Source organism: Rhizobium sp. BK456 (assembly GCF_014194045.1).
GTDB classification, from domain to species: Bacteria; Pseudomonadota; Alphaproteobacteria; order Rhizobiales; family Rhizobiaceae; genus Rhizobium; species Rhizobium redzepovicii.
The window spans coordinates 266414-288923 of the sequence record NZ_JACIAO010000007.1; the positions used below are offsets into that span (position 1 = coordinate 266414).

The window sequence follows — 22510 nt, forward strand, 5'->3', positions numbered from 1 at the left end:
GCCATTTCGCTGCCCGGCCGTAATCTGCTTGGGACCGGCAGGCAACCCGCGCCGGATGCTACGACGATAGACAGGCAAAGGAGAAGACCCCATGACGGCACAACTCAACGCAACGCGCCAGCAATGGCTGGCAGCAAGGCTCGATCTACTCGAGGAGGAGAAGGAATTGACCCGGCGGAGCGACGCGCTGGCGGTCAAGCGCCAGCAATTGCCGCGTGTTGGGATCGATAAGGAATACCGCTTCGACACCGAAAGCGGCAACATCTCGCTGAAAGAGCTCTTCGGCGGCCGTTCACAGCTTCTCGTCTATCACTTCATGTTCGGCCCCGATTATACCGCCGGATGCCCGTCCTGCTCCTCGATCGCTGACGGTTTCAACGGCGTCTTCGTCCATCTCGAGAACCACGATGTCGCCTTCTGGGCGGTGTCGCGCGCGCCGCTCACAAAGCTTCAGGCATTCAAGCAGCGCATGGGTTGGAGCTTCCCCTGGGCCTCGTCCTTCGGCAGCGATTTCAACGGCGATTTTAGCGTCTGGTTCAGTGCCGAAGATCAGCGCCGGGGCGATATAGAATACAATTACCGGCTCGAGCCGCCCGCCCCCGAACCGCTCGCCGGCCAAACCGTGCAGCAATGGCAGCAGCCGGAGGGAGAAGGCCCGGTCGCCCAAATCGCCGCCATGACCGGCACCGATGTCATGACCTACACCCGCGACCGGCCTGGAGTCAGCGCCTTCGAACTCGTCGACGGTAGGGTCTATCATAGCTATTCCAGCTATGCCCGCGGGTTGGACGGACTGTGGGGCATGTATCAATGGCTCGACCGCGCGCCCAAGGGCCGTAACGAAACCGGCATCTGGTGGCGCCATCACGACCGCTACAGCAAGGAGTAACGGCGATGCTGCGTTCCGCCCACACCGCAAAGAGAGGCGATGGCAACGCGCCTCTCAACGACGCCGAATGGCTGTCGCTGGCAGCCGCCGACGAAGTATCAACCGGTAAGCCGAGCGGGAGGATGACCAACCCGGCCGGCAGCATCGCCGCCCATGCCGCCGACCGGCTATCCCTCGCCGCCGCCCCGACATTCGCGCTCATGGCGCTGCTGACGGCCACCACCGGCAGCGCCGACACGATCTGCACCGCGACGCCGAATGCTTTCCCGATCGGCGGAATGGTCCCGATGTACCTGCTGATGAGCGGCTTCCACGTGGCGCCCTGGCTGCGCCTGGCCGCCGGCTGGCGAGGCATGGGCCGAAGGTGATGGTGCCAACGTCGCGACACCTCTCTTCCGTCATCCTGCCCTCGGGCTTTAACCGAGGGATGTCACAGGAATGACGGAGATGGGGGTGCGTTCCCGCTGCTCCACTCCGCCGTCTCTGACTTTACACCCCAACCGACGCGACCAGCTTCATGCCCTCACCTCGATAAAGTCGATCGGCCCGCCGGCAACCTCGTCGTCGAACACAGCACAGGAAAGCTTGCCGCCGAAGACGCAGCCGCTATCGATATTGGTGCGGTTTCCTGTCGTCACCGGGTTAGACAGTGAGGGAGTATGGCCGTGGACCAGATGTTTGCCCCAATAGTCGCTGGACTCACCGGGCGGGAACCGTAGCCAGAGAAGATCGAGCTTGGTCTGCCGTTCCAGCGGAAATTCCGGAACAACGCCGGCATGGACAAAGATGCGATATCGATCAACATGCATAAGCGGACGATCACCAGCCCATTGCAAATGCTGAGGCGGAACCCTGCCATCATAGGACATTTCGGTTTCAAGTCCGCCATTGCTGATCCATACGGGTCTGTCGTCGCTATCGGCATATGCAGCGACCATCATGTCTTCATGATTGCCTTTCAGGCAGATCCAGCGCCACGGGCCGGCCGGACCGGCAATGAGCCGGTCGAGGACGCTTTTGCTGTCTGGCCCGCGATCGATATAGTCGCCAAGGAAAACGACTGTGCCCTTGGACGCGTATGTCTCGATGCGATCGATCATGCTGTCGAGCGGATCGATGCAGCCGTGAATATCGCCTATGGCAAACGTGTAGCGCATGTTCCAAGCCTCTCGGCTGCGATGTGACGGCCGGCGATCAAGGACGAAAAGGCGCGCAAGGGCATGGCGCGGAGGCTCACGCCCCCTCCGCCGTCCGTCGCATCATAACAAACGCAAACCCCGGCGCCATCTCCGATTGTCTTCCAGGCCGGAATTGTGTCATGACCTGACAACGCAACAGCGCAAGGTGCGGCATTAACATGAAGAAGATCGGGTTCCTTTCGTTCGGGCACTGGACGCCCTCGCCGCAATCGCAGACGCGCTCGGCGGGCGATGCCCTGCTGCAGTCGATCGACCTTGCCGTCGCGGCCGAAGAACTCGGTGCTGACGGGGCGTATTTTCGCGTGCATCATTTCGCCCGCCAGCTCGCCGCGCCCTTCCCGCTACTATCGGCCGTCGGCGCGAGAACCAGCCGGATCGAGATCGGCACCGCCGTCATCGACATGCGTTACGAGAACCCGCTCTACATGGCCGAGGATGCGGGTGCCGCCGACCTCATCGCCGGCGGCCGGCTGCAGCTCGGCATCAGCCGCGGTTCGCCCGAGCAGGTGATCGATGGCTGGCGCCATTTCGGCTATGCCCCATCGGAAGGTCAGGACGCGGCCGAGATGGCCCGCCGCCACGCCGAAGTGTTTCTTGAGGTGCTGCGCGGCGAAGGCTTTGCCAAACCCAACCCGCGGCCGATGTTTCCGAACCCGCCCGGCCTTCTGCGTCTCGAGCCGCATTCCGAGGGCTTGCGCGAGCGGATTTGGTGGGGCGCAAGCTCCAATGCCACCGCCGTCTGGGCGGCCAAGCTCGGCATGAACCTGCAGAGCTCGACGCTGAAGGACGACGAGACGGGAGAGCCGTTCCATGTCCAGCAGGCCGACCAGATTCGTGCTTACCGTGAGGCCTGGAAGGCCGCCGGCCACACCCGCCAGCCGCGCGTCTCGGTCAGCCGCAGCATCTTCGCGCTCGTCGACGACCGCGACCGCGCCTATTTCGGCTATGGCAGCGACGAGGACGACAAGATCGGTTTCATTGACGAGAAGACCCGGGCGATCTTCGGCCGCAGCTATGCCGCCGAGCCCGACATTCTGATCAAACAGCTTGCCGAAGACCAGGCGATCGCTGAGGCCGACACGCTGCTGCTCACCGTCCCCAACCAGCTCGGCGTCGCTTACAACGCCCATGTCATCGAGGCAATTCTGACCCACGTCGCTCCGGCGCTTGGCTGGCGCTGACGCTCGCCAAAGCACCGGGCGCTCACATTCGCCTGTATCTGGCGCGGAATTCGCGGGGACTGCAGCCCTCGCGCTCGTGGAAGACCCGTGAAAAATAAAAGGGGTCATCCAGACCGATCATGGCGGCAACCGCTTCGATTTTTTCGTCGGTGGTGGCCAACAGCTGTTTGGCATGGTCCATGCGCGCCCGAAGCTGAAATGCCTTGGGCGGCAGTCCTGTTTCCAGCGTGAACCGCCGGCGCAATGTTGCCGGAGACATACCGTGCTCGGCGGCAAAGGCGGCAAGGTCGAGCGGTTGCATCGCCCGCCGCCGTAGCGTTTCCACGATCACGGCCATGGCGGGCCTCTCCTGGCGCCGATCCGCCGCTCCAATTGCCTGTCTGGCGGCTGATATGACGATGCGATGCAGCATCAGTGCCGCCGACGCCTGTCCCAGATGGGTATCGTCGAGCAGATCGGCATGGAGCATCCCGAAGAGCCGCGCCACTTCATCGAGGCGATGCAAGGTCACGACGGGATGCCGTTCGCCAATGATCCTCAGCCTGACGAAGTCCCGCGTGAAGGATCCTTCGAAAAGCGCCCAGCGCTCGTCCCAGCCGCCTTCGTCGGGAGCGTAGGAATGCGCGCGGTTGGGAAACAGCCAGAACAGGGCAGGCCCGGTCAGGCTGAAGCGGCCGCTGGCGGCGGTCTCCAGCCAGCCCTGCCCGCGCTCCACCAGCACGACGGCGAAACTCGGAAGTTTCCGGTCGGTCACCGCATGGCGGGCATGCTGCCTGCCGCTTCCGGTGACCGCCAGTCCGCCGGCCGCGCCAAGCGGCGTTCTGTAAATGGCCTCGGCCTGTTTCATGATGAGCGAAAAGTCCAGCTACCAGTTTCCTCTATGTCGGTTATTCCTGCAGATCAGATAATTAAGCGCAACTCAATTCAAGCTGGGGAAGGCTGAAATGTCGATTGCCGCCGAAGCCGTGCAGGCCCGAACACCGGAATTTCCCCTGACCGCCCACGGCAAAACCTTGACTGCGGAGCGGATCGGCTGGCTCACGCCGACCGATCCCGCCATCGGCGTCGACGCCATCCGCCGCCGCTACCAGAACGACGGCTATGTTTGGCTGAAGGGCCTCCTGCCGCGGGCCGATGTCATCGATTTCCGTGGCTGGGCGTTCGAGCGCCTCGCGGTGACAGGATTGGTCGAGCCCGGCAGCGATTTTTCGCAAGGGATTGCGTCGGCCGCCAGCGTCGACTGGAGCCTGGCGGACCGGCGCCTGATGTCGCTTGTCCGCTCCGCCGCCTATGAAGGTTTTTGCGCGCAGCCGCCGCTTACCCGCTTCATGGACGAATTTCTGCAGGGCATCTCCTATCTGCACAAGCGCAAGATCATGCGTTTCACCCAGCCGGGAACGCCGACGGCCACACCCGCTCACTACGATCTCGTTTATCTCCGCGGCGGCACCAGTCGCCTGGTGACGGTATGGATCCCGATCGGCGACATCCCTGCCGAGATGGGCGGCCTCGTCTACCTCGAAGGTTCGCACGCGCTTGGAGTCAAGATGGAGGCGAAGTTCCAGGCCGCAAGCGGCGATCTTTCTCCGGAAGAGCGGATCAGCGCCTATAACAGCCACATGACGGAAGGCGGCTGGGTCTCGAAAGATCTTCCCGATATGGCGGAGCGCTTCGACACCCGCTGGCTCGCCGCCGATTATGAGGCCGGCGACGTTGTGCTGCACTCGCCCTACATGATCCACGCCTCAACCACCAACCAGAACAGCAGCCGGCGGCTGCGCCTTTCCACCGACATCAGATATCAGAATGTCGACGACGAGATCGACGCCCGATGGAACAACCATTGGAGCCTCGGCGATATGCTGTAGCCCGGCTTCAGCGCCCCGGCAGCGAAGCGTCGGGACCTTACTGCCGCCGTGAGCGTTGATGGTCCAAGCCTTGAATCGGTTGCATGACTGACCGACTTATGGCTGGGACCGAACCGCTCGAGTTGCCTGATGCCGCGCACGAACCTGAACGATATCCTGATCTTCATGGCCGTCGTCGATGCCGGAAGTTTTATCGCCGGCGGCCAGGCCATGGGCCTGTCCCGCTCGGCGGCCGGAAAGGCCGTCATCCGCCTCGAAGACCGGCTCGGCGCACGTCTGCTCAACCGCACGACGAGAACGCTGAGCCTGACCGATGAAGGGCGGGTCTTTTACGAGCGCGGCCTGCAGATCCTTGCGGCGGTCGATGAGGCGGAAGCGAGTCTGGGAGGCCAGAGCGGCATGCCGCGCGGCCTTCTCAGACTGACTGTACCCGATGCCTTCGGCCGGCTCGTCGTGATGCCGCTGCTGGAAAAATATCTTCGGGCCTGGCCCGACATCCAGGTCGAGGTGAGCTTTACCGATCACCTCTCCGACATCATCGAGGACGGCTTCGATCTGGCGATCCGTATCGGCGCCGCGGCGTCGGATACCCGGCTGGTCTCGCGCGTGATCGCCACCTACAAGACACGCCTCTGCGCCTCGCCTTCCTATCTCGCCGCGAACGGCGAGCCACGCGAAATCGACGATCTCGCAGCCCACGACTGCCTGATTTTCGCCAACCGCAATCAAAGGCAAGGCTGGCGTTTTCGTGGCAAGGGCGGTGCCTGGATCAAGGCGCAGGGGCGCAGCCGCCTCAGGCTCGACAACGGCGAGGCGATCCGCGACGCTGCCCTGGCGGGATTGGGTATCGCGCTCCTGCCCGATTTTCTCATCGGCGGCGATCTCGCCGCCGGGCGTCTTCGGCAGGTCCTGCCCGACCTGGAAGCCGATGACGCCAAGATCGTCACGCTCTATCCCGACAAGCGCCTGCTGGAACCGCGCATCCACCGTTTCGTCGATCTGATGGTCGAGGCACTGGGACACGAGAGATCGGGCGCGCGCTCATCGCCTTGATACGGAAGCACCAACATCGGCAACCGCCCTGTCGAAACCGCGGAAACTTTTCAAGGCAAGGGGAAAGAGAGTGGCGACGAGATAGGCAAACCCGGTGAGCAGCAGCGCCGCGGCAAGACCGATCGTGCTGATCAGCGTACCGCCGACAAGGCCGCCGAAGGGAATGAGGGCGAAGCAGAGGGCGGTATTCAATGCGATGACGCGGCCGGTCAGCGGCTTGGGGATGCGCTCGAAGATCACCGCCGACAGGATCGGGTTGAGAAAGCCCGAGGCGAATCCCCCGATGGCCAGGGTCGTAAAGACAAGACCGAGCGGCGCATCCAGCGCAGTAACGAGAAAACGCGGAAAGCCGGTCAACAGGAATGCCACGGTATAGACGATCAGGCGCGGCATCCGTTCGCCGATTGCTGCGGCGATCGCCGCACCTGCGATCGATGCGCCGGCGAATGCCGCAAACATTGCTCCCAGCAGTTCCGGACCATGGCCGGAATCACGTGTCCAGACAGGCAGCAGCACCGCATGATAGGCCTGATCCAGCAGGTTGGTGATCGCCACCATAACGACGATGCTGACGAGCACAGCATCGCCGCGCAAAAAGCGCCAGCCTTCGCGGAGATCGTCGAGATAAGAAGGTCTCTCGGCCGGTCGGGCGCCGGATAGCTCTGGCGTGCGCCGCATATCGGGGATGCCGATGGCAACGATCAGCGCGGCCGCGGCGAAGGTGGCGGCATTGACGAGGAGCGCCTGACCCGGGCCGATCAGGCCGATCAGCGCCCCGGCTCCGGCCGCACCCGCCGTCGAGGCCAGCCGCTCAATGGCGCTGGCGACGCCAGTCACCCGTTCGAGCGGCACATTCGCGAGCCTGGCGATATCGGGAACCATCGCCTGCTTGGCGGCGTCGGAAGGCCCACGCAGCACGCCCATGGCAAAAACGGCAGGCAGCAGCACCGGCATGCCGAGCAGGCCGAAAAAATCGAACAACGGCACCAACGCCACCACGGCCACCGAAACGCTATCGCAGACGATGGCGATGCGCTTGGCGCCGACGCGGTCGATCAGCGGCCCGCCGAGCGCCTTGGCGACGACATAGGGCAGCATCTCCATCATCGCCGTCACGCCGGTCAGGACAGGGCTGCCCGTCGTGCTCAACACCAGCCAGGGAATGGCGATGGTCGACAGCCGCGTGCCGGAAAGCGAACATGTCTCGGCAGCAGCGAGCGCCAGGAAAGGCCCAGCCTTCCTCACGCCTCGTCCTCCCCTTCGCGATGCGGAAGGCGGCCCGGATAGGGGAAGGCGTGCAGCATGACATAGAAAGGAACCATGTCGGAATTCCGGGACGCCGCCTCGCCCAGCGGCGGAGCCGCCCGCATCGCTTCCAGGATGATGTCGGTCAGCCGTTTCGTCAGAGCCTCGGCCTGTGGCGCCGTCATCGGAATAATGATGTCGTCGGCAGTCGTCGCCTTGCGCCATTCGGCCGGCAGTTCGGCATATTCCTCGAGCGCCTGCTGCATCTGGCCGACCTGCAGCGAGAGCGCCGCCTGGTTGAAAGCGAGGTCGAGATCGAGCGCCTCCCCCTCGGCTTCGCTCGGCGGCACCGAGGTCAGCTCATGGCTGGCGCGCCACCAACGGTCTCGCCGTGAGGCATGCGGCGCCTCCTCGATGAAGCCATATTGGGCAAGCTGGCGCAGATGATAGCTCGTCGCGCCGCTGTTCAGGCCGAGCCGCGCGGCAAGCTGCGTCGCCGTGGCAGGTCCATCGATCCTCAGCATGCCGAGCATGCGCAGCCGGACGGGATGAGCCAGCGCCTTCAGCGCGGTCGGTTCGGGCACGACGCGGCTGACGATGCGGGAGGCGGCGGTATCTGCGGCAGGTTTCGGGTGCGGATGTTTCATGCTTCAAGCATATATTTGCAAACATATCTTTGCAAATATTTCTTTGCAAAAGCGATGCGTCTGCCCGCAGGCTCAATCCTCCCGCAGGGTGAAGACCGCGCAAGGATCGGCGATGCCGCGCAGGGTATGCTCTCCGAGCGGCATCAAGGGCGTCCCCGTGTTGGCCGCCACCGCGCCTGAGATCAGCACAGTTCGGCCGAGCGGCTTGCAGAGCCCTTCCAGCCGGCTGACCAGGTTGACCGCAGGGCCGATGGCGGTAAAGTCCAGCCGGTCGGCCGCGCCGATATTGCCCCACAGAATCTCGCCGAAATGCAGCGCCGCGCCGAACGGCAACGGTGCCAGCCCCTGCGCCTGGCGCACCTGGTCGAGATGAACCATGCCGGCGCGGCTGGCGGCGACCGCCCGCAATGCGGCCTCGCAGGCCTCCCGGTCTCCTTCGATCGCTCCGCCAGAAGCCGCCGTCACCGGAAAGATCGCCAGCACGCCGTCACCGATGAATTTCAGCACCTCGCCGCCGAAGGCGTGCACTGCGCCTGCGACGCGGTCGAAATAGGCGTCCAGCGCGGTGATCATCTGGTGAGGATCGGTCACCTCGGAGAGCGCGGTGAAATCGCGCAGATCGGCGCAAAGAAGAGCGGCTCGGATGGTCTCGCCGGTGCCGCGGGCTAGCGCGCCGGCCTGCACTCGGGCCGCACTGCGCCGGCCGAGATAGGCTTCGAGGAGCGCGGCCCGCGCCTCCCGCGCAGCAAGTGCGGCAAGCGGCGCAGCGGCAAAACGCGCGACCTCGCGCAGCAGGCTGATCGCGGCCGGGCCGAATGCGCTGTTCCCTGCCCCGCTGGCAACCCCCGCCCAGCCGAGCAGCGGGCCGTCCGATGCCTGATTATCCTGTGCTGGCCCGATCCTGGTCTCCCACACCGGCCCCAGCCCGGCCAGCCACTCGCGCCCGGCTTCGCTCTGCGGAGTGGCGGCAAAGGCCAATGCCTCGATGACCGCCTCGGTCTCGGCCCGCCACAGCCAGGTGCGCCGCGCGATGATCGGATGCGGCACCGATAGCGTCAGCGCGCCGCCCGAAAGCGGCAGGCCCTCAGCCAAAAGCCGGCGCCCGAGCTCGGCCAGAAACCGTTCGGGACCGGGCGAGGCACCGGCCTCGTCAACCAGCCAGGCAAGGGGAGACGGCAGATCCATGCTGCAACATGACACCGCCCCGGGACGTCCGCAAGGATGCCTTCAGGAGCCTATCGACACCTTGAGCCCTTCCTGCGCAGACAATTCCTGTCGCGAACCTTCCATCACGGGGAAAAGCGAAAAATAACGCTTTAAACTTGCGCCGTTTTGATTTCATTATGCGCCGTTCGTCATCGTGTGATTGAGGGGTACGATGGGCACGATATTCTGGCCGAAAGATCCGCTGGATGGGAATGACATGACGCTGCTGACGTCGATCCTTCGGCGGTGGTGCGAAAGGTATCAGGTCGAGCTGACGGCGGAGGAAAGCAGCCGCAAGGCAAAGGAACTCGTCGAATGGTTCGAATTCGGCGTCAAGGATCCGATCGAGCTCGCCGAACTGATCGACGACAAGCACTGGCTCGTCAGCAGGATCTGACACAGGGCCTGCGGAAATTTCATAGGAAAAGGCCGGGCGAAACATCGCACCGGCCCTCGTCAACTTGCCTAACCAAGGCTTTTAGTCATCATCCCGCCAGCGACGGTCGCGATCCCAGCGCCGCTCATGGCTCCAGCGCGGGCCGTCCCAATCGCGGTGACGTCGCTCCCAGCCCCAACGCGGCGGGCCACCGTAAAATGCCACCGGCGGCGGGCGTCGCCAATTCGGCCGGCATTCACCCCAGCGGGTCAGATGCCAGCCGCGGCCGCACGCATAGTCGACCTTCGTGACATCGCTTGTGGCTTTGCTCTGGACATTGATTGTCCCCATCGGCATTGCCTCAGCCGTGCCGATCGAGAGGCTGCCAGCGAGCAAGGCAGCCGCGATAGAAAGTGCCTTCATCGAAAACTCCATTTCATCCAGCCGCCCTGATCTTATGGCCGCCAAATTGAACTGGAGATGAACTGCACGTTCATGTTTAGACGATAAAAACCAGCGTTTTCGGACGCCCGATCAGGGTATCGCCGCACCGCTTTTCCCGCGGCGTCAAGCGCTTGCGGGCGCCCGCTGCCCGTAAAAAATCGTTCATGTTCTGCCGTGAAAACTGTCAGGACCGGGATCGCGCCCGGCGGCGACCTCGGTCAGCCGTCCAAGGTAGTGCGCCCAGCCTTCTGCATGGCCGGCGCATTGATCGGCGCTCGGCAGGCCGCTATGGGTGAGTCGCAGCAGCGTTCCGTCTCCTTGCTCGATCAGGTCGATCTCGACCAGGCTCGACCCCGGCGGAACCACCTCGCTGCCGTCCCAGCCGAAGCTATAGGCAAGGCGATGAACCGGCACCACCTCGCGAAACGAGCCGCGCGCAAAACGAGCGCCGGTGACGTTGACGAGGTAGAGCCCGCCCGGCTGCGGCTCGACCTGAGCCTCGGTTCCCATCCAGCGCAGAATCTTTTCAGGGTCGGTCATCAGCGCAAACACCGCGGCCGGCGGCGCCGCGATATGCGCCTCGCGGTGAACGACGAGGGGATCTTGCATGTCTCTCTCCCATGGTTGTCATGGCCTGCCCTCGCCTCCGGCGGGATCAGCGGGTCATGCTGTGTAGATTGGGTGTCCTCATCGGAATCATGTAGGCAAACGTGTACGTTCAGCAAGGGCGCTCGGGGCGTCATCCTCATATTGCGGACACAGGTAAGCCGCTGCTCCTTGCACATTGCAGAAAGTATTTCGCCCTATTGCCAGCCCGCCGCCTTGCCCCTATTGTCCCCGCCGTTCTCAGGGCGGGGTGAAAGTCCCTACCGGCGGTATGCAGTTTCGATTGCGAGCCCGCGAGCGCCTTCTTAAGGAAGGGTCAGCAGATCAGGTGAGATGCCTGAGCCGACGGTCATAGTCCGGATGAAAGAGAACGCGCGTTCCTGCCGCCCTTGCGGCTGTCGGGGACGTTCGTGATCGCCTTGGGTGATGTGTCTGTTCGCCAAAGGAGATTACCATGACACCCACCCGCTACGCCTTTATCAAAGCCAGCTGGCACGCCGACATCGTCGACCGCGCCCTTGACGGCTTCTACCAACTCGTGCCGCCCGAGCAGGTCGATGTGTTCGATGTTCCCGGCGCCTTCGAAATGCCGCTGCTTTCCCGCGATCTTGCCGCAACCGGGCGCTATGCCGCCGTCGTTGCCGCCGCTTTCGTCGTCGACGGCGGAATTTACCGCCATGAATTCGTCGCCCAGGCCGTGGTCGACGGGCTGATGCGCGCCGGCATGGATACCGGCGTGCCGGTGCTGTCGGTTTCGCTGACGCCGCACCAATATCAGGAAACCGACCACCACAAGCAGATCTACCGGGCACACTTCGTCGAGAAAGGGCGGGAGGCTGCAAAGGCCGCGCTGACGATCGGGAAGACACGCGCCGCTCTTGCCGCGTAGCAAGGCTGATCCGCTGAAACCGAGGCGGCGGGACCGATCCCGCCGTCTTCATCAGGCCAATTCCGACAGAATAATTGATTCGACGCCCTCGCCGCGCTGTGGTCCACTCGACCCCGACATGTATCGCCATTCTTAACGCATCCACAACCTCAAGGAGCTGAAGATGAGCAATGCAATGCGCAGTGAACCCCCTATCGAAAATCCGAAAACACGGCCCGTCGACACCAAGCTCGAAGTGGTCGTCATCCCCGTTTCCGACGTCGACCGCGCCAAACGTTTTTACGACGGCCTCGGCTGGCGGCTCGACGCCGACTTCGCCAGTGATGCCGATTTCCGGGTGATCCAGTTCACCCCGCCCGGCTCCGGCTGCGCGATCATTTTCGGCAAGAACATAACCGCAGCCGCACCCGGCTCCGCCCAGGGGCTCTACCTCATCGTCTCCGACATCGAGGCCGCCCGTCGCGATCTCATCGCCCGTGGCGTCGAGGTCAGCGACGTGTTCCATGACGCTGCCGGCGTCTATGCCGGCAAGGACGAACCCTATCTCTTCGGACGGCTGAGGCTCGCCGGCCGCGATCCCGATCACCGCAGCTATCGCTCCTTCGCCTCGTTCAAGGATCCCGACGGCAACGGCTGGCTTTTCCAGGAAGTCACCCAGCGCCTGCCCGGACGCATCGACGCCGACGAGACGGCCTTTGCGACCTCGAGCGACCTTGCGTCAGCGCTGCGCCGCGCGGCCATCGCCCACGGCGAACACGAGAAACGCAACGGCGGCAAACACGACGAGAACTGGCCGGATTGGTACGCCGAATACATGGTCAGCGAACGGGCCGGCCGGGAGCTGCCGTTATAGATGGCGGTAAAGGACGCAGACGCTGGTCGCGTCTGTGTTCCCTCTTAATAATGCTGCAGTCCGCTTGCCTTTCGCTTGCCGCTCAAGGCCAAGCGAAGGACAATAGGGGGCCACACGGCACGTCTTTCATTGTCTCTCGCTTCACCCCGAGCGAAAGCGCCGGCAAGCCACCCCATTATCGGTCAAACATATCCCGCCACTGCTTTTCTCCAATCATGCAGTCTGTCGCCGGCACAGCCCCGGCAATTCTCTGCACCGTAGCCGGCGGGGAAAGGCCGCTGATCTCCAGCACCAGCTTGCGGCGCACGGCAACGGCGAAATCCTCGATCTTGCGCACCGGCAGCACGAAGGCGCCAGGGCCGCCGATCACGCAGTCGGCGTAATATGTGTCGAGCCCGTTGGGGGCATCGGAGGGCCTCAGCATGATGGCAAGGCCGTTGATGATCATGCCGGCTTCAACCGCCTTGTCGCGCGCCGGTGTAACCGGATTGCCGGAATTGTTCGGGCCGTCGCCGGAGACGTCGATCACCTCCCGCCGACCCTGAAACGGGCTGGTCATGATCATGCTGGCGCCCTGGCCGATCGCTGTGGATATCGAAGTGCGCCGTTGCGTGGCGATCGGCCGGGCTTCGATCTTGCCGGCAAAGGCGATCGCGTCCTCTTCCGTCTCGATCACCTGCCAGTCGATCACCGAATCCTGGACGACGTAGCCTGCCCATTCGAAATAGCTGATGGCAATGCGCCCGGTCAGACCGCCCCTCACCGCATTAAGGAATTCCTGGTGCTTGAGCGCCTCGACATACCCCTCGCGCTGAATGCCGATCTCTTCGAAATCCATCGACCGCGAGGTGTCGACGGCGAGCACGAGGCTGACGTCAACCTCGTTCGTCCCCGCCTGTGCTGCCGGGACGAGGCCGGAAAGCCCCATGAGCACCGCAACTGTCGTCAGCATCGGTAAATCCCCGCGCCATCCAAGCCAGCGAACTCTAACACAGCTTGATCGAGGAAGGACGCGCAGCCGCGTGCACGGCTTCAATTTTCGGTGATGGCATCGGGTGCCTCAATGCAGGGGAAGCCACAAGGGGGTCTTCCACGCCTTCAGCGCCTCGAGAAAGACCTGCAGGCGCAAGGGCAGGAAGCGGCGTGTCGGATAGACCGCATGCACGAATATCTCCTCGGACGACCAGTCCGGCAAGAGGCGGATGAGCTCGCCTCTTCTGATCTGATCGTCGCAATAGGTGGAAGGCAGCAGGCCGATGCCGTGTCCGCGATAGGTGAAGGCGCTCACCGCTTCGAAATCCCGGCTCGATACCGGCCCCGACACCTGCTGGCGGACCGATTTGCGGTCGCTGACGAGATGCCATTCCGCTTCGCCGTTACGGCCGTTCAGCAGCACGCACTGATGATCCTTCAGGTCTTCGGGCTTCGAGGGAGGCGCCCTGCCCTTCATATAGTCCGGCGCCGCGACCAGATAGCGCACGCTCTTTCCGAGCCGCTGCGCGACGATCGACGAATCCTTGAGTTCGCCGAAGCGGATGCCGAGATCGATATTCTCGGCGATCAGATCGAGAAACAGGTTGGTGACGAAGAGATCGATCCGGATTTCGGGATAGGTCTTCAGGAAGGTCGAAACGAATTCGTAGAAAACCTCCTGCCCGAAGATGACGGGCACGGAGATCTTCAGCAAGCCTTCCGGCTTTCTCTGGGTTTCCGTCAAGGCCTGCTCGGCGTCGATAAGATGGGAAAGCGGCTCGCTGCACTGATCGAAATAGGCGCTGCCCTGCGCGGTCAGGCTGAGCTTGCGGGTCGTGCGCTGCAGCAGCGTCACGCCGAGTTGCTCCTCCAGCGACGTCACCTTCCGGCTGACGGTCGAGACCGGCATGCCGAGAGAATGGGCGGCACGGCTGAAGCTGCCGTAGCGCGCCACCGTCACGAAAACCGCGATGTCGTTCAGGTCCGCCATGCCGCGATTTTTGCATAGATGCAAAAGAGAATCCAGATATTTCCATCTAATCGATGAATGGAGTTTTCGCCATATTCACCTTGCGAAAACAATCACAACCCGATGGAGGCGCATTCGCAGCCGCCCCATCTCGAGCGACCCGGCCTTCGCAAGCGCAGACCTCCGTTGCCCGACCAAATTATGGAGTTCAACATGACTACCGCAAAGACTGTCATCGTCACGGGCGCCTCCCAGGGTATCGGAGCCGGGCTCGTCAATGCCTTCATCGAGCGCGGCTACAATGTCGTCGCCACCTCGCGCCAGGTCAGCGCCTCGGATGCCTTTCGGGCTTCGGAGAAGCTGGCGCTCGTCGACGGCGATATCGGCGATGCCGAAACCGCCGCACGGGTCGCACAGGCCGCAATCGACCGGTTCGGCTCGATCGACGCCCTCGTCAACAATGCCGGCATTTTCTTCACCAAGCCGTTCGTCGATTACACCATGACCGACTTCCGCAAGCTGTCCTCAACCAATCTTGAAGGCTTCATCCACCTGACGCAGCTGGTCGTCCGGCAGATGCTCGCCCAGAAAACCGGTGGCAGCATCGTCAGCATCACCACACCGCTGATCGACCATCCGATCGCCGGTTTCTCGGCTTCGGTCGCCATGATGACCAAGGGCGGCATCGACGCGATCTCGAAGAACCTGGCGATGGAATATGCAAGCGAGGGAATCCGCGTCAACACGGTGGCTCCCGGTGTCGTCGATACGCCGCTGCACAAGGACAATCCGAAGGACTTCCTCAGCACGCTGTCGCCAATGGCTGGCATTTCCAATGTTGGGGAAGTCGTCGATGCGGTCGTCTTCCTGACCGAAGCTCCGCGCGTAACCGGGGAGGTGCTGCACGTCGACGGCGGCGCACATCTGGGCAAATGGTAAACCACCCGCAAGCGCAGGCAGCCGGCGCAGAACGGCGGCTGCAGGAACTCGGCATCATCCTCCCCCCGCCGCCGACACCTCTCGGGGCCTATGTCGAGGCGGTCAGATCAGGCAAACTGGTCTTCTTCAGCGGCATGTTGCCGGTTATCAACCGCGAGCCGCGCTATATCGGCCGCGTCGGCGGCGCACTGACGGCTGAAGACGGCAGGAAGGCTGCCGAAACGGCCACACTCAGCGCACTTGCGGCCGCCAAGGACTATCTCGGCTCGCTGGACAGGGTCGCAAAAGTCGTCAAGCTCGGTGTCTATATCGCCACTGAAGGCGATTTCCGCGACCACCCGAAGGTCGCGGACGGAGCGTCGGAAATGCTGCTCCAAGTCTTCGGCGAGGAAAAGCTCTCCGGCCGCGTCGTCCTCGGAGTCGCCAGTCTGCCGCTCGGCGTGCCGATCGAGCTTGAGCTGATCGTTGAGGTCGAGGATTAAAAACGGACGGGCGCGCTTCGGCGCGCCCGCATTCTTGGCTTCTGGCGCTCACGCCGTCCTCAGCCGGCTGAAAAGCTCAAAGCCACACCCAAGCCTCACACCGCCACCAACAGCAGCACATAAGCAATAACGCTCACCATCAAGCCACGAAACGCAAAGGTCACGCAGCGGTATTTGCTGCGGGCGATGGCGGAGAGGATATTGGCGTTTTCGAGATATTGGTCGAAGAGATAGCGCTCGTCGCGCCTAATCGCCGCGTCGAAGAACAGCTCGCGATGGTTCTGCCAGGCGCCCCAGAACAGCGAGGTCGAGCTATCCAAACGGCGCGGCAGCACGACGAGGATCGCCGACAGGATTGAGAAGACCGAGGCTGCGGCAAGCAGGCCGGAAAACAGCATACTGCCTGACGTGCCGGTGATATAGCGCGCCGGGCTGAAGACCGCCCTCACCTCGCTGGAACTCACCAGGAAGGCCAGCATAAATGTGAAGATATAGGCAGCCTTCTGATCGGATATCTTGACCTGATCATAAAATATATCATTGATTTTCTTGATATGGTCGAAATACTCGACGCCGATATCCGCGCTCGTGGGCTGGCTCAGCATAACCTCAGTTGCAGTTTCGAATTCGCTCACGTGAATACTCCGTCCCCAAGTGTTTCCCTGATATTACACTTGACGGCGAAAGCAAGAACACGTGTGCAATGCGCTTGACTTTTCCACTCTACACGGACAAACGGGAAGTGGGGATGGGGTCTGGGTCATGCGGGGTTATTCCAAGAACATCTGTCGCGCTGGGATGGCGCTTTCGCTTGCTTTGCCCGGTTTCGCGCCGTCGGCAATGGCCGAGCCGGTGCAGCGAGCAACACCGGTCGCCGGTTCCGTCATCGCCCGCAAGACCGGCGAAGAGGTCCGCTTCATCGACGTGTCGAATTGGCGTGTCGTCGATATCAATCAGGATCTCCTGACCGGCGACGTGCTGCGCACCAACGCCAACGGCCAGCTCGCAATCGTCTTTTCCGATCACACCCAGGTTCGCCTCGGCCGCAATTCATCGCTGCAGGTCAAGAAGATGGCGGCAAGCGGCGACACGACACTGGAGCTGCAATCGGGAACGATCTGGGCACGCGCCGAGCGCGGCGGCCAGGGCCTGACGGTCGAGACCCCTGCGGCCGCAGCCGCCATCCGCGGCACCGACTGGACGATGACCGTCGAGGGCAGCAAAACCTCGATGATCGTGCTCGAAGGCCGCGTGGCGCTTAGCAACCCGCAGGGCAGCGTCGAGGTGAACGAGGGCGAAGGGGCGGTCGCCACCATCGGCCAAGCACCGCACAAGCTGGTGATCGTCACGCCCGACGACCGCGAACAGATGCTGTTCTATCTGAACCTGCGCGACGGCTTCGGCCTGATGCCGACTTCGCCGCTGCCGGCAGGCCGCATGGCCGACGAGCGCCGCCGGCTGCTGGCCCTGCCGCCGGAACGTCGCACCACCGAGGACTGGTTGGAGCTTGCCGAAGTGCAGAGCGCCTTCGACGGTCGGCAGGTCGCCGCAGAGACGCTTCTGGAGGTTCGCCGGCGCAAGCTGACGCCCCTCCAGAAGGCGCGCGTTGACTTGATCGATGCCACGATCGCCGGCTCCGAAAAACGTTACGACGATGCCGCAAGGCTGTTTGCGGCGGCACTGCCGCATCTCGATCCGGCCCGCCGGAACATGGCGCAGTATGGCGGCTATTTCGCCCGCTCGCTTGCCGATCCAGCCCATGTCGAAAAGCCGCCGTCATCGGCTGTCGGTCCCTATGGTGCGATCATGCAAGCCTATACGGCGGGTTTCCTCAAAAATCCCCGTGCGTCCATCGACTTGATCAAGGATGCCGAAAAGCGTTTTCCGGATGATCCCACCCTTCCTGCCATCCGCGCGCAGCTGGCGCAGCTGATCGATGACCGCGCCCAGATGCGGGAGGCGGTGAACCGCGCCCTCTCGCTCGATCCCAACCATCCGATCGCCCTTGCCGCACGCGCCTCCTACAAGGCGAGCTACGAAAGCGATATCAACGGGGCGCTTGCCGATCTGAACCGTGCCATCGAACTTGCGCCGGGAGCTTCGGGATCGTTGAACTCGATGGGCCTGCTGCAGAGCGCCCGCGACGCGAATCGCGAGGCCGAGGCCGCCTTCCTGAGGGCGATCGCCCTCGATCCGCAGGATCCGGTCCCCCACGGCAACCTTGCCATCCTCTATCTCGACCAATCGCGCATGAAGGAGGCCAGGCGCGAGATCGATGCGGCGCTCGCCGCCGACCCCTCCTTCGACATCGCCCTCCTCGCCCGCGGCCGCTATTACCTGCAGACCGGCGAGCGCGACAAGGCGCTGGCAGACCTGCTGGCCGCCAGCACCGCCAATCCCGCCCATTCGCAATCGCAGCTGATGCTCGCCGCTGCCCATTACGAAAAGGGCGACCGCATCCCCTCCGAGCAAGCCGTCGACAATGCCGACAGGCTCGATAAGAACGATCCGGTCATCTCCTCCTTCCGCACCGCCGTCGATATCGACGATTACGACGCCGACGGCGCGATCCGCAACGCCCAGGAATTTCTCCGCCGTTCGCGCGCCCGCGGCGGCGACTACAGCGCCCTTGGCGCCAATCAGGATGCCGGCTCGACGCTGAACAACGCTTTTCGCCTGCAGGGTCTGGATGCCTGGGGCCGCTATTACGGGGACGCGGTCTTCAGTCCCTTCGAAGGCAGCGGCTATATCGACCAGTCGATCAAGGGCAGCATCTTCCCTTACGTCAACGCAACGAGCTTCAGCGACGACACTGTCATCCAGAACCGTGGCAACGCATCGAGCTATTCATCCTTCATTCAGGGCTTGCTGCTTGATCCGCACATGCTCTCCGGCCGCTCTCGTTCGGCAACGCTGCTGCGCACGCCGTTCATCGAAGGCTCGCTTGGCGGCGGCATCAACAGCGTCGACGGCCATACAAGGGGTATCGGCGAAGCTGAAATCCAGGGTTTCTCGAACGAGACGATCCCGCTCAGCTTCTATGGCAACCTGACCTGGGAAGAACTGGCGCTCGATGGCGACTATCGCGATTTCGGCGGCTTCCAGACCGACAACAAGCTTATCGGCGGCAATGGCTATCTGACGGCAACGGTGACGCCTGACGATCGCGTGGTGGCCTATGTCAACCATGCCAAAAACGATGGAACGCTGAACGCACTGACGCAAGGCTCGTCACTGACGGACTTCCTCAACCTCCTGGGCTTCGGAATTCCAACTGAAGTCTCTTCGGAATATAATTATCGGCGCAATGTCAGCGAAACAACCAATGCCGGCCTCGGCTGGAGCCATACCTTCGGCTACGAAAACATCTTGAACGGCGCCTTCCTCTATTCGGAAAGCAAGTCGCGGACGTCCACCTCTCTTCAGGTCGACGATGCGCCGGTTCTTGGCCTGCGCGATCCCGACATCATCCCATTCTTGGACGGGACCGAGGATCTGTCTTCAAAAACCTATATCGGCGCGCTCAGCCATTCCATCGGCAGCGGACCGCTGACGTGGCGGTACGGCATCGAAGGCGGCTGGATCGATGCCAGCACGACCACCTCTTCTCGCCTTCATGAACTCTTTCCGCTCGTTGTGATCATCCCAGAGACCACGACCGGCCCGGACACATTCAGCAACCGCGTCAATATCAGCCGCGCCTATATCGACGTGCTGCACGAGATCACACCCGATCTCAAGGGCGAATACGCGCTCTTCGGCACGCATATGGAAGGCGACGGAGTCGACGTCAACCGCCTGGAGCCACGTTTCGGCCTTGCCTGGACACCCGCCCAGAACCATTGGCTGCGCGCCGCCTTCATGCGCCAGAGCCTCGACACCGGCGTACCCACTCTTGCCCCGATCGGCGTCCTCGGATTGCAGGCCAACCAATATTCTATCGGCCTCGAGGGATATGCCGATACGGCGGCGCTGCAATGGGACGCCGAATGGACCGACCGGTTTTTTACCTCAGTCGAATACCAGCACCAGGAACTGCATGATTTCTCGATCGATTTTCCGCTGATCTCGCTTCCGGCGGCCGACAGCCTGCCGCTGTCGCGCGGCAGCATCGACCGTGCCGCCCTCACCGCAAACCTGGCGCTCGGTGCCGGTTTCGGCCTTTCCGCCACCTATGCCTATATGGAATCGGAGAACAAGGACCCGCTCGAGCCGAATTACGGCGGCTCCCTGCCCTTCATTCCCAAGAATTCCGGCCAGATCGCGCTGACCTGGGTCAACGAAGCCAAGGTCAAGGCAACGGTTGCCGCCAACTATGTCGGCGAGCGCGACGGCGACGATCTCGGCACCAAGCTCGACGATTACTGGAGCCTCGACGCCCATCTGATCTGGGAACCGCTGGACAAGCGCATCGCCCTCGAGGCCGCCGCCTATAACCTGCTCGACGAGGACTTCGAGATCACGCCGGGCGTTCCCGGCTGGGGCCGCGCCTTCAAGGGCACGCTCAAAGTCCGCTTCTGATGCCGGTGCGGGACAAGCCGCGGCAGGCGAGGCAAACCGGGGGCCGCCGTTTGAGGCTGCTGGTGCTGTCGCTCGCCGTGCTGATCGCCATTTCGCTGCTGTCGCGCCTGCCCGCCTGGTCACTGCTGGAGCTCAGAAGCTTCGACTATCTCTCGACCGTCGACGATCCCCGTCCGCCAGCCGGCGGCCCTGTCATCGTTGCGATCGATGAGCCTTCGCTTGCTGATATCAACGCGCAATGGCCTTGGCCGCGCAGTCTGCATGCCGAGCTTGTCAGCCAGTTGCGCGCCGCTGGCGCCCGCGTCATCGGCCTCGACATCATCATGGCTGAACCCTCGAACCCCGACAACGACGCGGCGATCGCCAGGGCGGTCGGCCCGGATGTCGTGCTGGCCGGCGACGAAACGCTGATCGAGACGCCGCAGGCCTCGCAGCTGATCCGTGCCACACCGCTGCCGCAGCTGACGCAAGCCGGTGCCGTGACCGGCATCGCCTCGATCGATCTCAGCGGCGACGGCATGTTTCGACGCATTCCGGGCTATCAGGACGGTTTTGCCGCCATGCTGATGCAGGCGGCGTCGGGAGCAGCAAACGCCGACCTGCCGGCTGGCCGGCTCATCCAATCCTTCGGCCCGGCCCGCAGCTACCCCACGGTCTCCTACTACCAGGCACTCGACCCCGAGAACTTGCTGCCGCCGGGTTATTTCAGGGACCGCGTCGTCCTCGTCGGCCTCAGCCTGCAAAATGCGCCGGAGATCGACAAGCGCGGTGTCGATGCCTTTGCTACACCCTACACGATCCACACCGGCAAGCTCGTCTCCGGCGTCGAAATCCAGGCGACGATCTACGACAATATCCGCGCCGGCCTGTCGATCGCGGAAGCCCGGCTGCCGGCAGTTGCCGCCTGCATCCTGATATCGGTGCTGCTGGCCACCACGACCGTCTGGCGCTCGACGGGATGGCTGACGATCGTCACCAGTGCGGCGGCCCTCCTCGCCTTCGCGACCGTCAGCTTTGCCGGCATCCGGCTTGCCCATGTCTTCGTCTCACCGCTTGGCCCGACCGTCGCCTATATCTCGGTCGTCTTCGGACAAGCCGCTTTCGACTATGCCGAGGAGCGCCGCAACAAGCGCCAGATCATCCGCGCCTTCGCCCAGTATATTTCTCCCGATCTCGTCAGGCGCCTGTCGAACGATCCCTCGCAGCTGAAGCTCGGTGGCGAGCGGCGCACGCTCTCCGTACTGTTCTCCGATGTGCGCGGGTTCACCACCATCGCCGAGACGCTGAAGGACGATCCGGAGCAACTGACCGGCCTGATCAACCGGCTGCTGACGCCACTCTCCGATGTGGTGATGGATCATGGCGGTACGATCGACAAATATATGGGCGACTGCATCATGGCCTTCTGGAATGCGCCGCTCGACGATCCCGACCACGCCCTCCACGCCGTGCGCGCCGCGCTTGCCATGCAGACAGCGATTTCGCGGCTGAACAACCAACTGGAGCGGGAGGCGGCCGCGCTTGGCGGCAAGCCGCATGTCCTGAAGATGGGCGTCGGCATCAACACCGGCGAATGCATCGTCGGCAATATGGGCTCGACCCGCCGCTTCGACTATTCCTGCCTCGGCGACAGCGTCAACCTCGCCTCCCGCCTCGAAGGCGCCTCGAAGAATTACGGTGTGGCATTGCTGCTCGGCGAAGAAACCGCAAGACTGGTCGCCGAGACCTACATCGTCGTCGAGCTCGACCGCATCATCGTCAAGGGCCGCACCGTGCCCTCGCCGATCTACACTGTCGTGCACAAGGCCGATGCGAAAGCGCTTGCCGCTCACCAGACCTTCATCGAGGCCAAATATGCCGGCACGCTTGCACCGTCCGATCCGGCCTTCGATAGACTGGCCGCTGATATCGCCGAGCTTGCCGGTTATTATGCGATTGTGCGGGATGCGCTGGTTGGTGATGGCGGGGAGTGACGGCCCAGCATTTCTCCACACATAAGTTGGGCGCGGCACTCACCAACGCTCTTCATTCCTGAGGCACGCAGGCCAAGGGCCGGCGCCTCGAAGGACACGCCGCAACGTTCCTCGTTGCAGCCATCAACCGCCGGCGCACCCGCCTCGTCCTTCGAGGCCCCTTGCGGGGCATCTCAGGATGAGGCTCTCTTGAGCGC

General features: G+C 63.1%; 22 protein-coding genes and 1 riboswitch. Of the genes, 12 read left to right on the plus strand and 10 right to left on the minus strand.

Annotated features, from left to right (window positions below):
- Positions 1–91 precede the first annotated feature (91 nt).
- Together FHX03_RS21035 and FHX03_RS21040 are read left to right on the plus strand one after the other, a co-directional pair.
- Complete coding sequence (locus tag FHX03_RS21035) at positions 92–889, plus strand: DUF899 domain-containing protein (protein ID WP_097626025.1); 798 nt, start codon at positions 92–94, stop codon at positions 887–889.
- A gap of 5 nt (positions 890–894) precedes the next feature.
- Positions 895–1257, plus strand: coding sequence for a hypothetical protein (locus tag FHX03_RS21040; RefSeq protein ID WP_097626026.1), 363 nt, complete (start codon positions 895–897; stop codon positions 1255–1257).
- A 147-nt stretch (positions 1258–1404) separates the two neighbouring features.
- On the opposite strand, the gene FHX03_RS21045 is transcribed toward FHX03_RS21040, so the two are convergent.
- On the minus strand, positions 1405–2046 hold the full coding sequence (locus tag FHX03_RS21045; protein ID WP_097626027.1) for a metallophosphoesterase family protein: 642 nt from the start codon (positions 2044–2046) through the stop codon (positions 1405–1407).
- A gap of 200 nt (positions 2047–2246) precedes the next feature.
- Between FHX03_RS21045 and FHX03_RS21050 the strand changes: the two genes are divergently transcribed.
- On the plus strand, positions 2247–3269 hold the full coding sequence (locus tag FHX03_RS21050; RefSeq protein ID WP_183855287.1) for an LLM class flavin-dependent oxidoreductase: 1023 nt from the start codon (positions 2247–2249) through the stop codon (positions 3267–3269).
- A 22-nt stretch (positions 3270–3291) separates the two neighbouring features.
- Here the strand turns inward: FHX03_RS21050 and FHX03_RS21055 are convergent, their stop codons facing one another.
- Positions 3292–4116: a helix-turn-helix transcriptional regulator gene (locus FHX03_RS21055; RefSeq protein WP_097626029.1), complete on the minus strand. Its 825-nt coding sequence runs from the start codon at positions 4114–4116 to the stop codon at positions 3292–3294.
- A gap of 97 nt (positions 4117–4213) precedes the next feature.
- Between FHX03_RS21055 and FHX03_RS21060 the strand changes: the two genes are divergently transcribed.
- Positions 4214–5137, plus strand: coding sequence for a phytanoyl-CoA dioxygenase family protein (locus tag FHX03_RS21060; protein ID WP_183855289.1), 924 nt, complete (start codon positions 4214–4216; stop codon positions 5135–5137).
- Positions 5138–5266: 129 nt separating this feature from the next.
- Entirely contained in the window at positions 5267–6190 is a 924-nt protein-coding gene (locus tag FHX03_RS21065; protein WP_183855291.1) for a LysR family transcriptional regulator, read from the plus strand.
- Here the strand turns inward: FHX03_RS21065 and FHX03_RS21070 are convergent.
- From FHX03_RS21070 to FHX03_RS21080, 3 genes are all read right to left on the minus strand, one after another.
- Positions 6179–7435, minus strand: a complete 1257-nt coding sequence (locus FHX03_RS21070; protein ID WP_183855293.1) for an MFS transporter — start codon at positions 7433–7435, stop codon at positions 6179–6181. The two genes, FHX03_RS21065 and FHX03_RS21070, sit on opposite strands and share 12 nt — an antisense overlap.
- Entirely contained in the window at positions 7432–8082 is a 651-nt protein-coding gene (locus FHX03_RS21075) for an ArsR/SmtB family transcription factor (protein ID WP_097626033.1), read from the minus strand. Before FHX03_RS21075 ends, FHX03_RS21070 begins: the two co-directional genes overlap by 4 nt.
- A gap of 72 nt (positions 8083–8154) precedes the next feature.
- Positions 8155–9267 carry an adenylate/guanylate cyclase domain-containing protein gene (locus tag FHX03_RS21080; RefSeq protein WP_097626034.1) on the minus strand — a complete coding sequence of 371 codons (1113 nt, stop codon included), beginning with the start codon at positions 9265–9267 and terminating at the stop codon, positions 8155–8157.
- A gap of 193 nt (positions 9268–9460) precedes the next feature.
- On the opposite strand from FHX03_RS21080, the gene FHX03_RS21085 reads away from it, so the two are divergent.
- Positions 9461–9685 (plus strand): hypothetical protein, encoded by a 225-nt coding sequence (locus FHX03_RS21085; RefSeq protein WP_003593606.1) that lies wholly within the window; start codon positions 9461–9463, stop codon positions 9683–9685.
- Between the two features lie 81 nt (positions 9686–9766).
- Here the strand turns inward: FHX03_RS21085 and FHX03_RS21090 are convergent, their stop codons facing one another.
- Both FHX03_RS21090 and FHX03_RS21095 read right to left on the minus strand, forming a co-directional pair.
- Entirely contained in the window at positions 9767–10087 is a 321-nt protein-coding gene (locus FHX03_RS21090) for a GCG_CRPN prefix-to-repeats domain-containing protein (RefSeq protein ID WP_097626075.1), read from the minus strand.
- Between the two features lie 183 nt (positions 10088–10270).
- Positions 10271–10717, minus strand: a complete 447-nt coding sequence (locus FHX03_RS21095) for an SRPBCC domain-containing protein (protein ID WP_097626035.1) — start codon at positions 10715–10717, stop codon at positions 10271–10273.
- A 229-nt stretch (positions 10718–10946) separates the two neighbouring features.
- Positions 10947–11090: riboswitch (FMN riboswitch) on the plus strand.
- 78 nt (positions 11091–11168) lie between these two features.
- On the opposite strand from FHX03_RS21095, the gene FHX03_RS21100 reads away from it, so the two are divergent.
- Both FHX03_RS21100 and FHX03_RS21105 read left to right on the plus strand, forming a co-directional pair.
- Positions 11169–11603 (plus strand): 6,7-dimethyl-8-ribityllumazine synthase, encoded by a 435-nt coding sequence (locus tag FHX03_RS21100; RefSeq protein ID WP_012558171.1) that lies wholly within the window; start codon positions 11169–11171, stop codon positions 11601–11603.
- A 163-nt stretch (positions 11604–11766) separates the two neighbouring features.
- Entirely contained in the window at positions 11767–12456 is a 690-nt protein-coding gene (locus tag FHX03_RS21105) for a VOC family protein (RefSeq protein ID WP_097626036.1), read from the plus strand.
- A gap of 175 nt (positions 12457–12631) precedes the next feature.
- On the opposite strand, the gene FHX03_RS21110 is transcribed toward FHX03_RS21105, so the two are convergent.
- Complete coding sequence (locus FHX03_RS21110; protein ID WP_097626037.1) at positions 12632–13408, minus strand: DUF1194 domain-containing protein; 777 nt, start codon at positions 13406–13408, stop codon at positions 12632–12634.
- Between the two features lie 108 nt (positions 13409–13516).
- Positions 13517–14419 (minus strand): LysR family transcriptional regulator, encoded by a 903-nt coding sequence (locus FHX03_RS21115; protein ID WP_183855295.1) that lies wholly within the window; start codon positions 14417–14419, stop codon positions 13517–13519.
- 192 nt (positions 14420–14611) lie between these two features.
- On the opposite strand from FHX03_RS21115, the gene FHX03_RS21120 reads away from it, so the two are divergent.
- Together FHX03_RS21120 and FHX03_RS21125 are read left to right on the plus strand one after the other, a co-directional pair.
- Positions 14612–15337, plus strand: coding sequence for an SDR family NAD(P)-dependent oxidoreductase (locus FHX03_RS21120; RefSeq protein ID WP_097626076.1), 726 nt, complete (start codon positions 14612–14614; stop codon positions 15335–15337).
- A complete protein-coding gene (locus tag FHX03_RS21125; protein ID WP_183855296.1) occupies positions 15331–15819 on the plus strand; it encodes a RidA family protein in 489 nt (162 codons plus the stop codon). Before FHX03_RS21120 ends, FHX03_RS21125 begins: the two co-directional genes overlap by 7 nt.
- 95 nt (positions 15820–15914) lie before the next feature.
- Here the strand turns inward: FHX03_RS21125 and FHX03_RS21130 are convergent, their stop codons facing one another.
- Complete coding sequence (locus tag FHX03_RS21130) at positions 15915–16454, minus strand: Pycsar system effector family protein (protein ID WP_003593591.1); 540 nt, start codon at positions 16452–16454, stop codon at positions 15915–15917.
- A gap of 127 nt (positions 16455–16581) precedes the next feature.
- Here FHX03_RS21130 and FHX03_RS21135 point away from each other — a divergent pair, with 127 nt between their 5' ends.
- Together FHX03_RS21135 and FHX03_RS21140 are read left to right on the plus strand one after the other, a co-directional pair.
- Positions 16582–20340, plus strand: coding sequence for a FecR domain-containing protein (locus tag FHX03_RS21135; RefSeq protein ID WP_183855298.1), 3759 nt, complete (start codon positions 16582–16584; stop codon positions 20338–20340).
- Complete coding sequence (locus tag FHX03_RS21140; RefSeq protein WP_183855300.1) at positions 20340–22313, plus strand: CHASE2 domain-containing protein; 1974 nt, start codon at positions 20340–20342, stop codon at positions 22311–22313. The genes FHX03_RS21135 and FHX03_RS21140 overlap by 1 nt, the downstream gene beginning before the upstream one ends.
- The last annotated feature ends 197 nt before the right edge of the window (positions 22314–22510 follow it).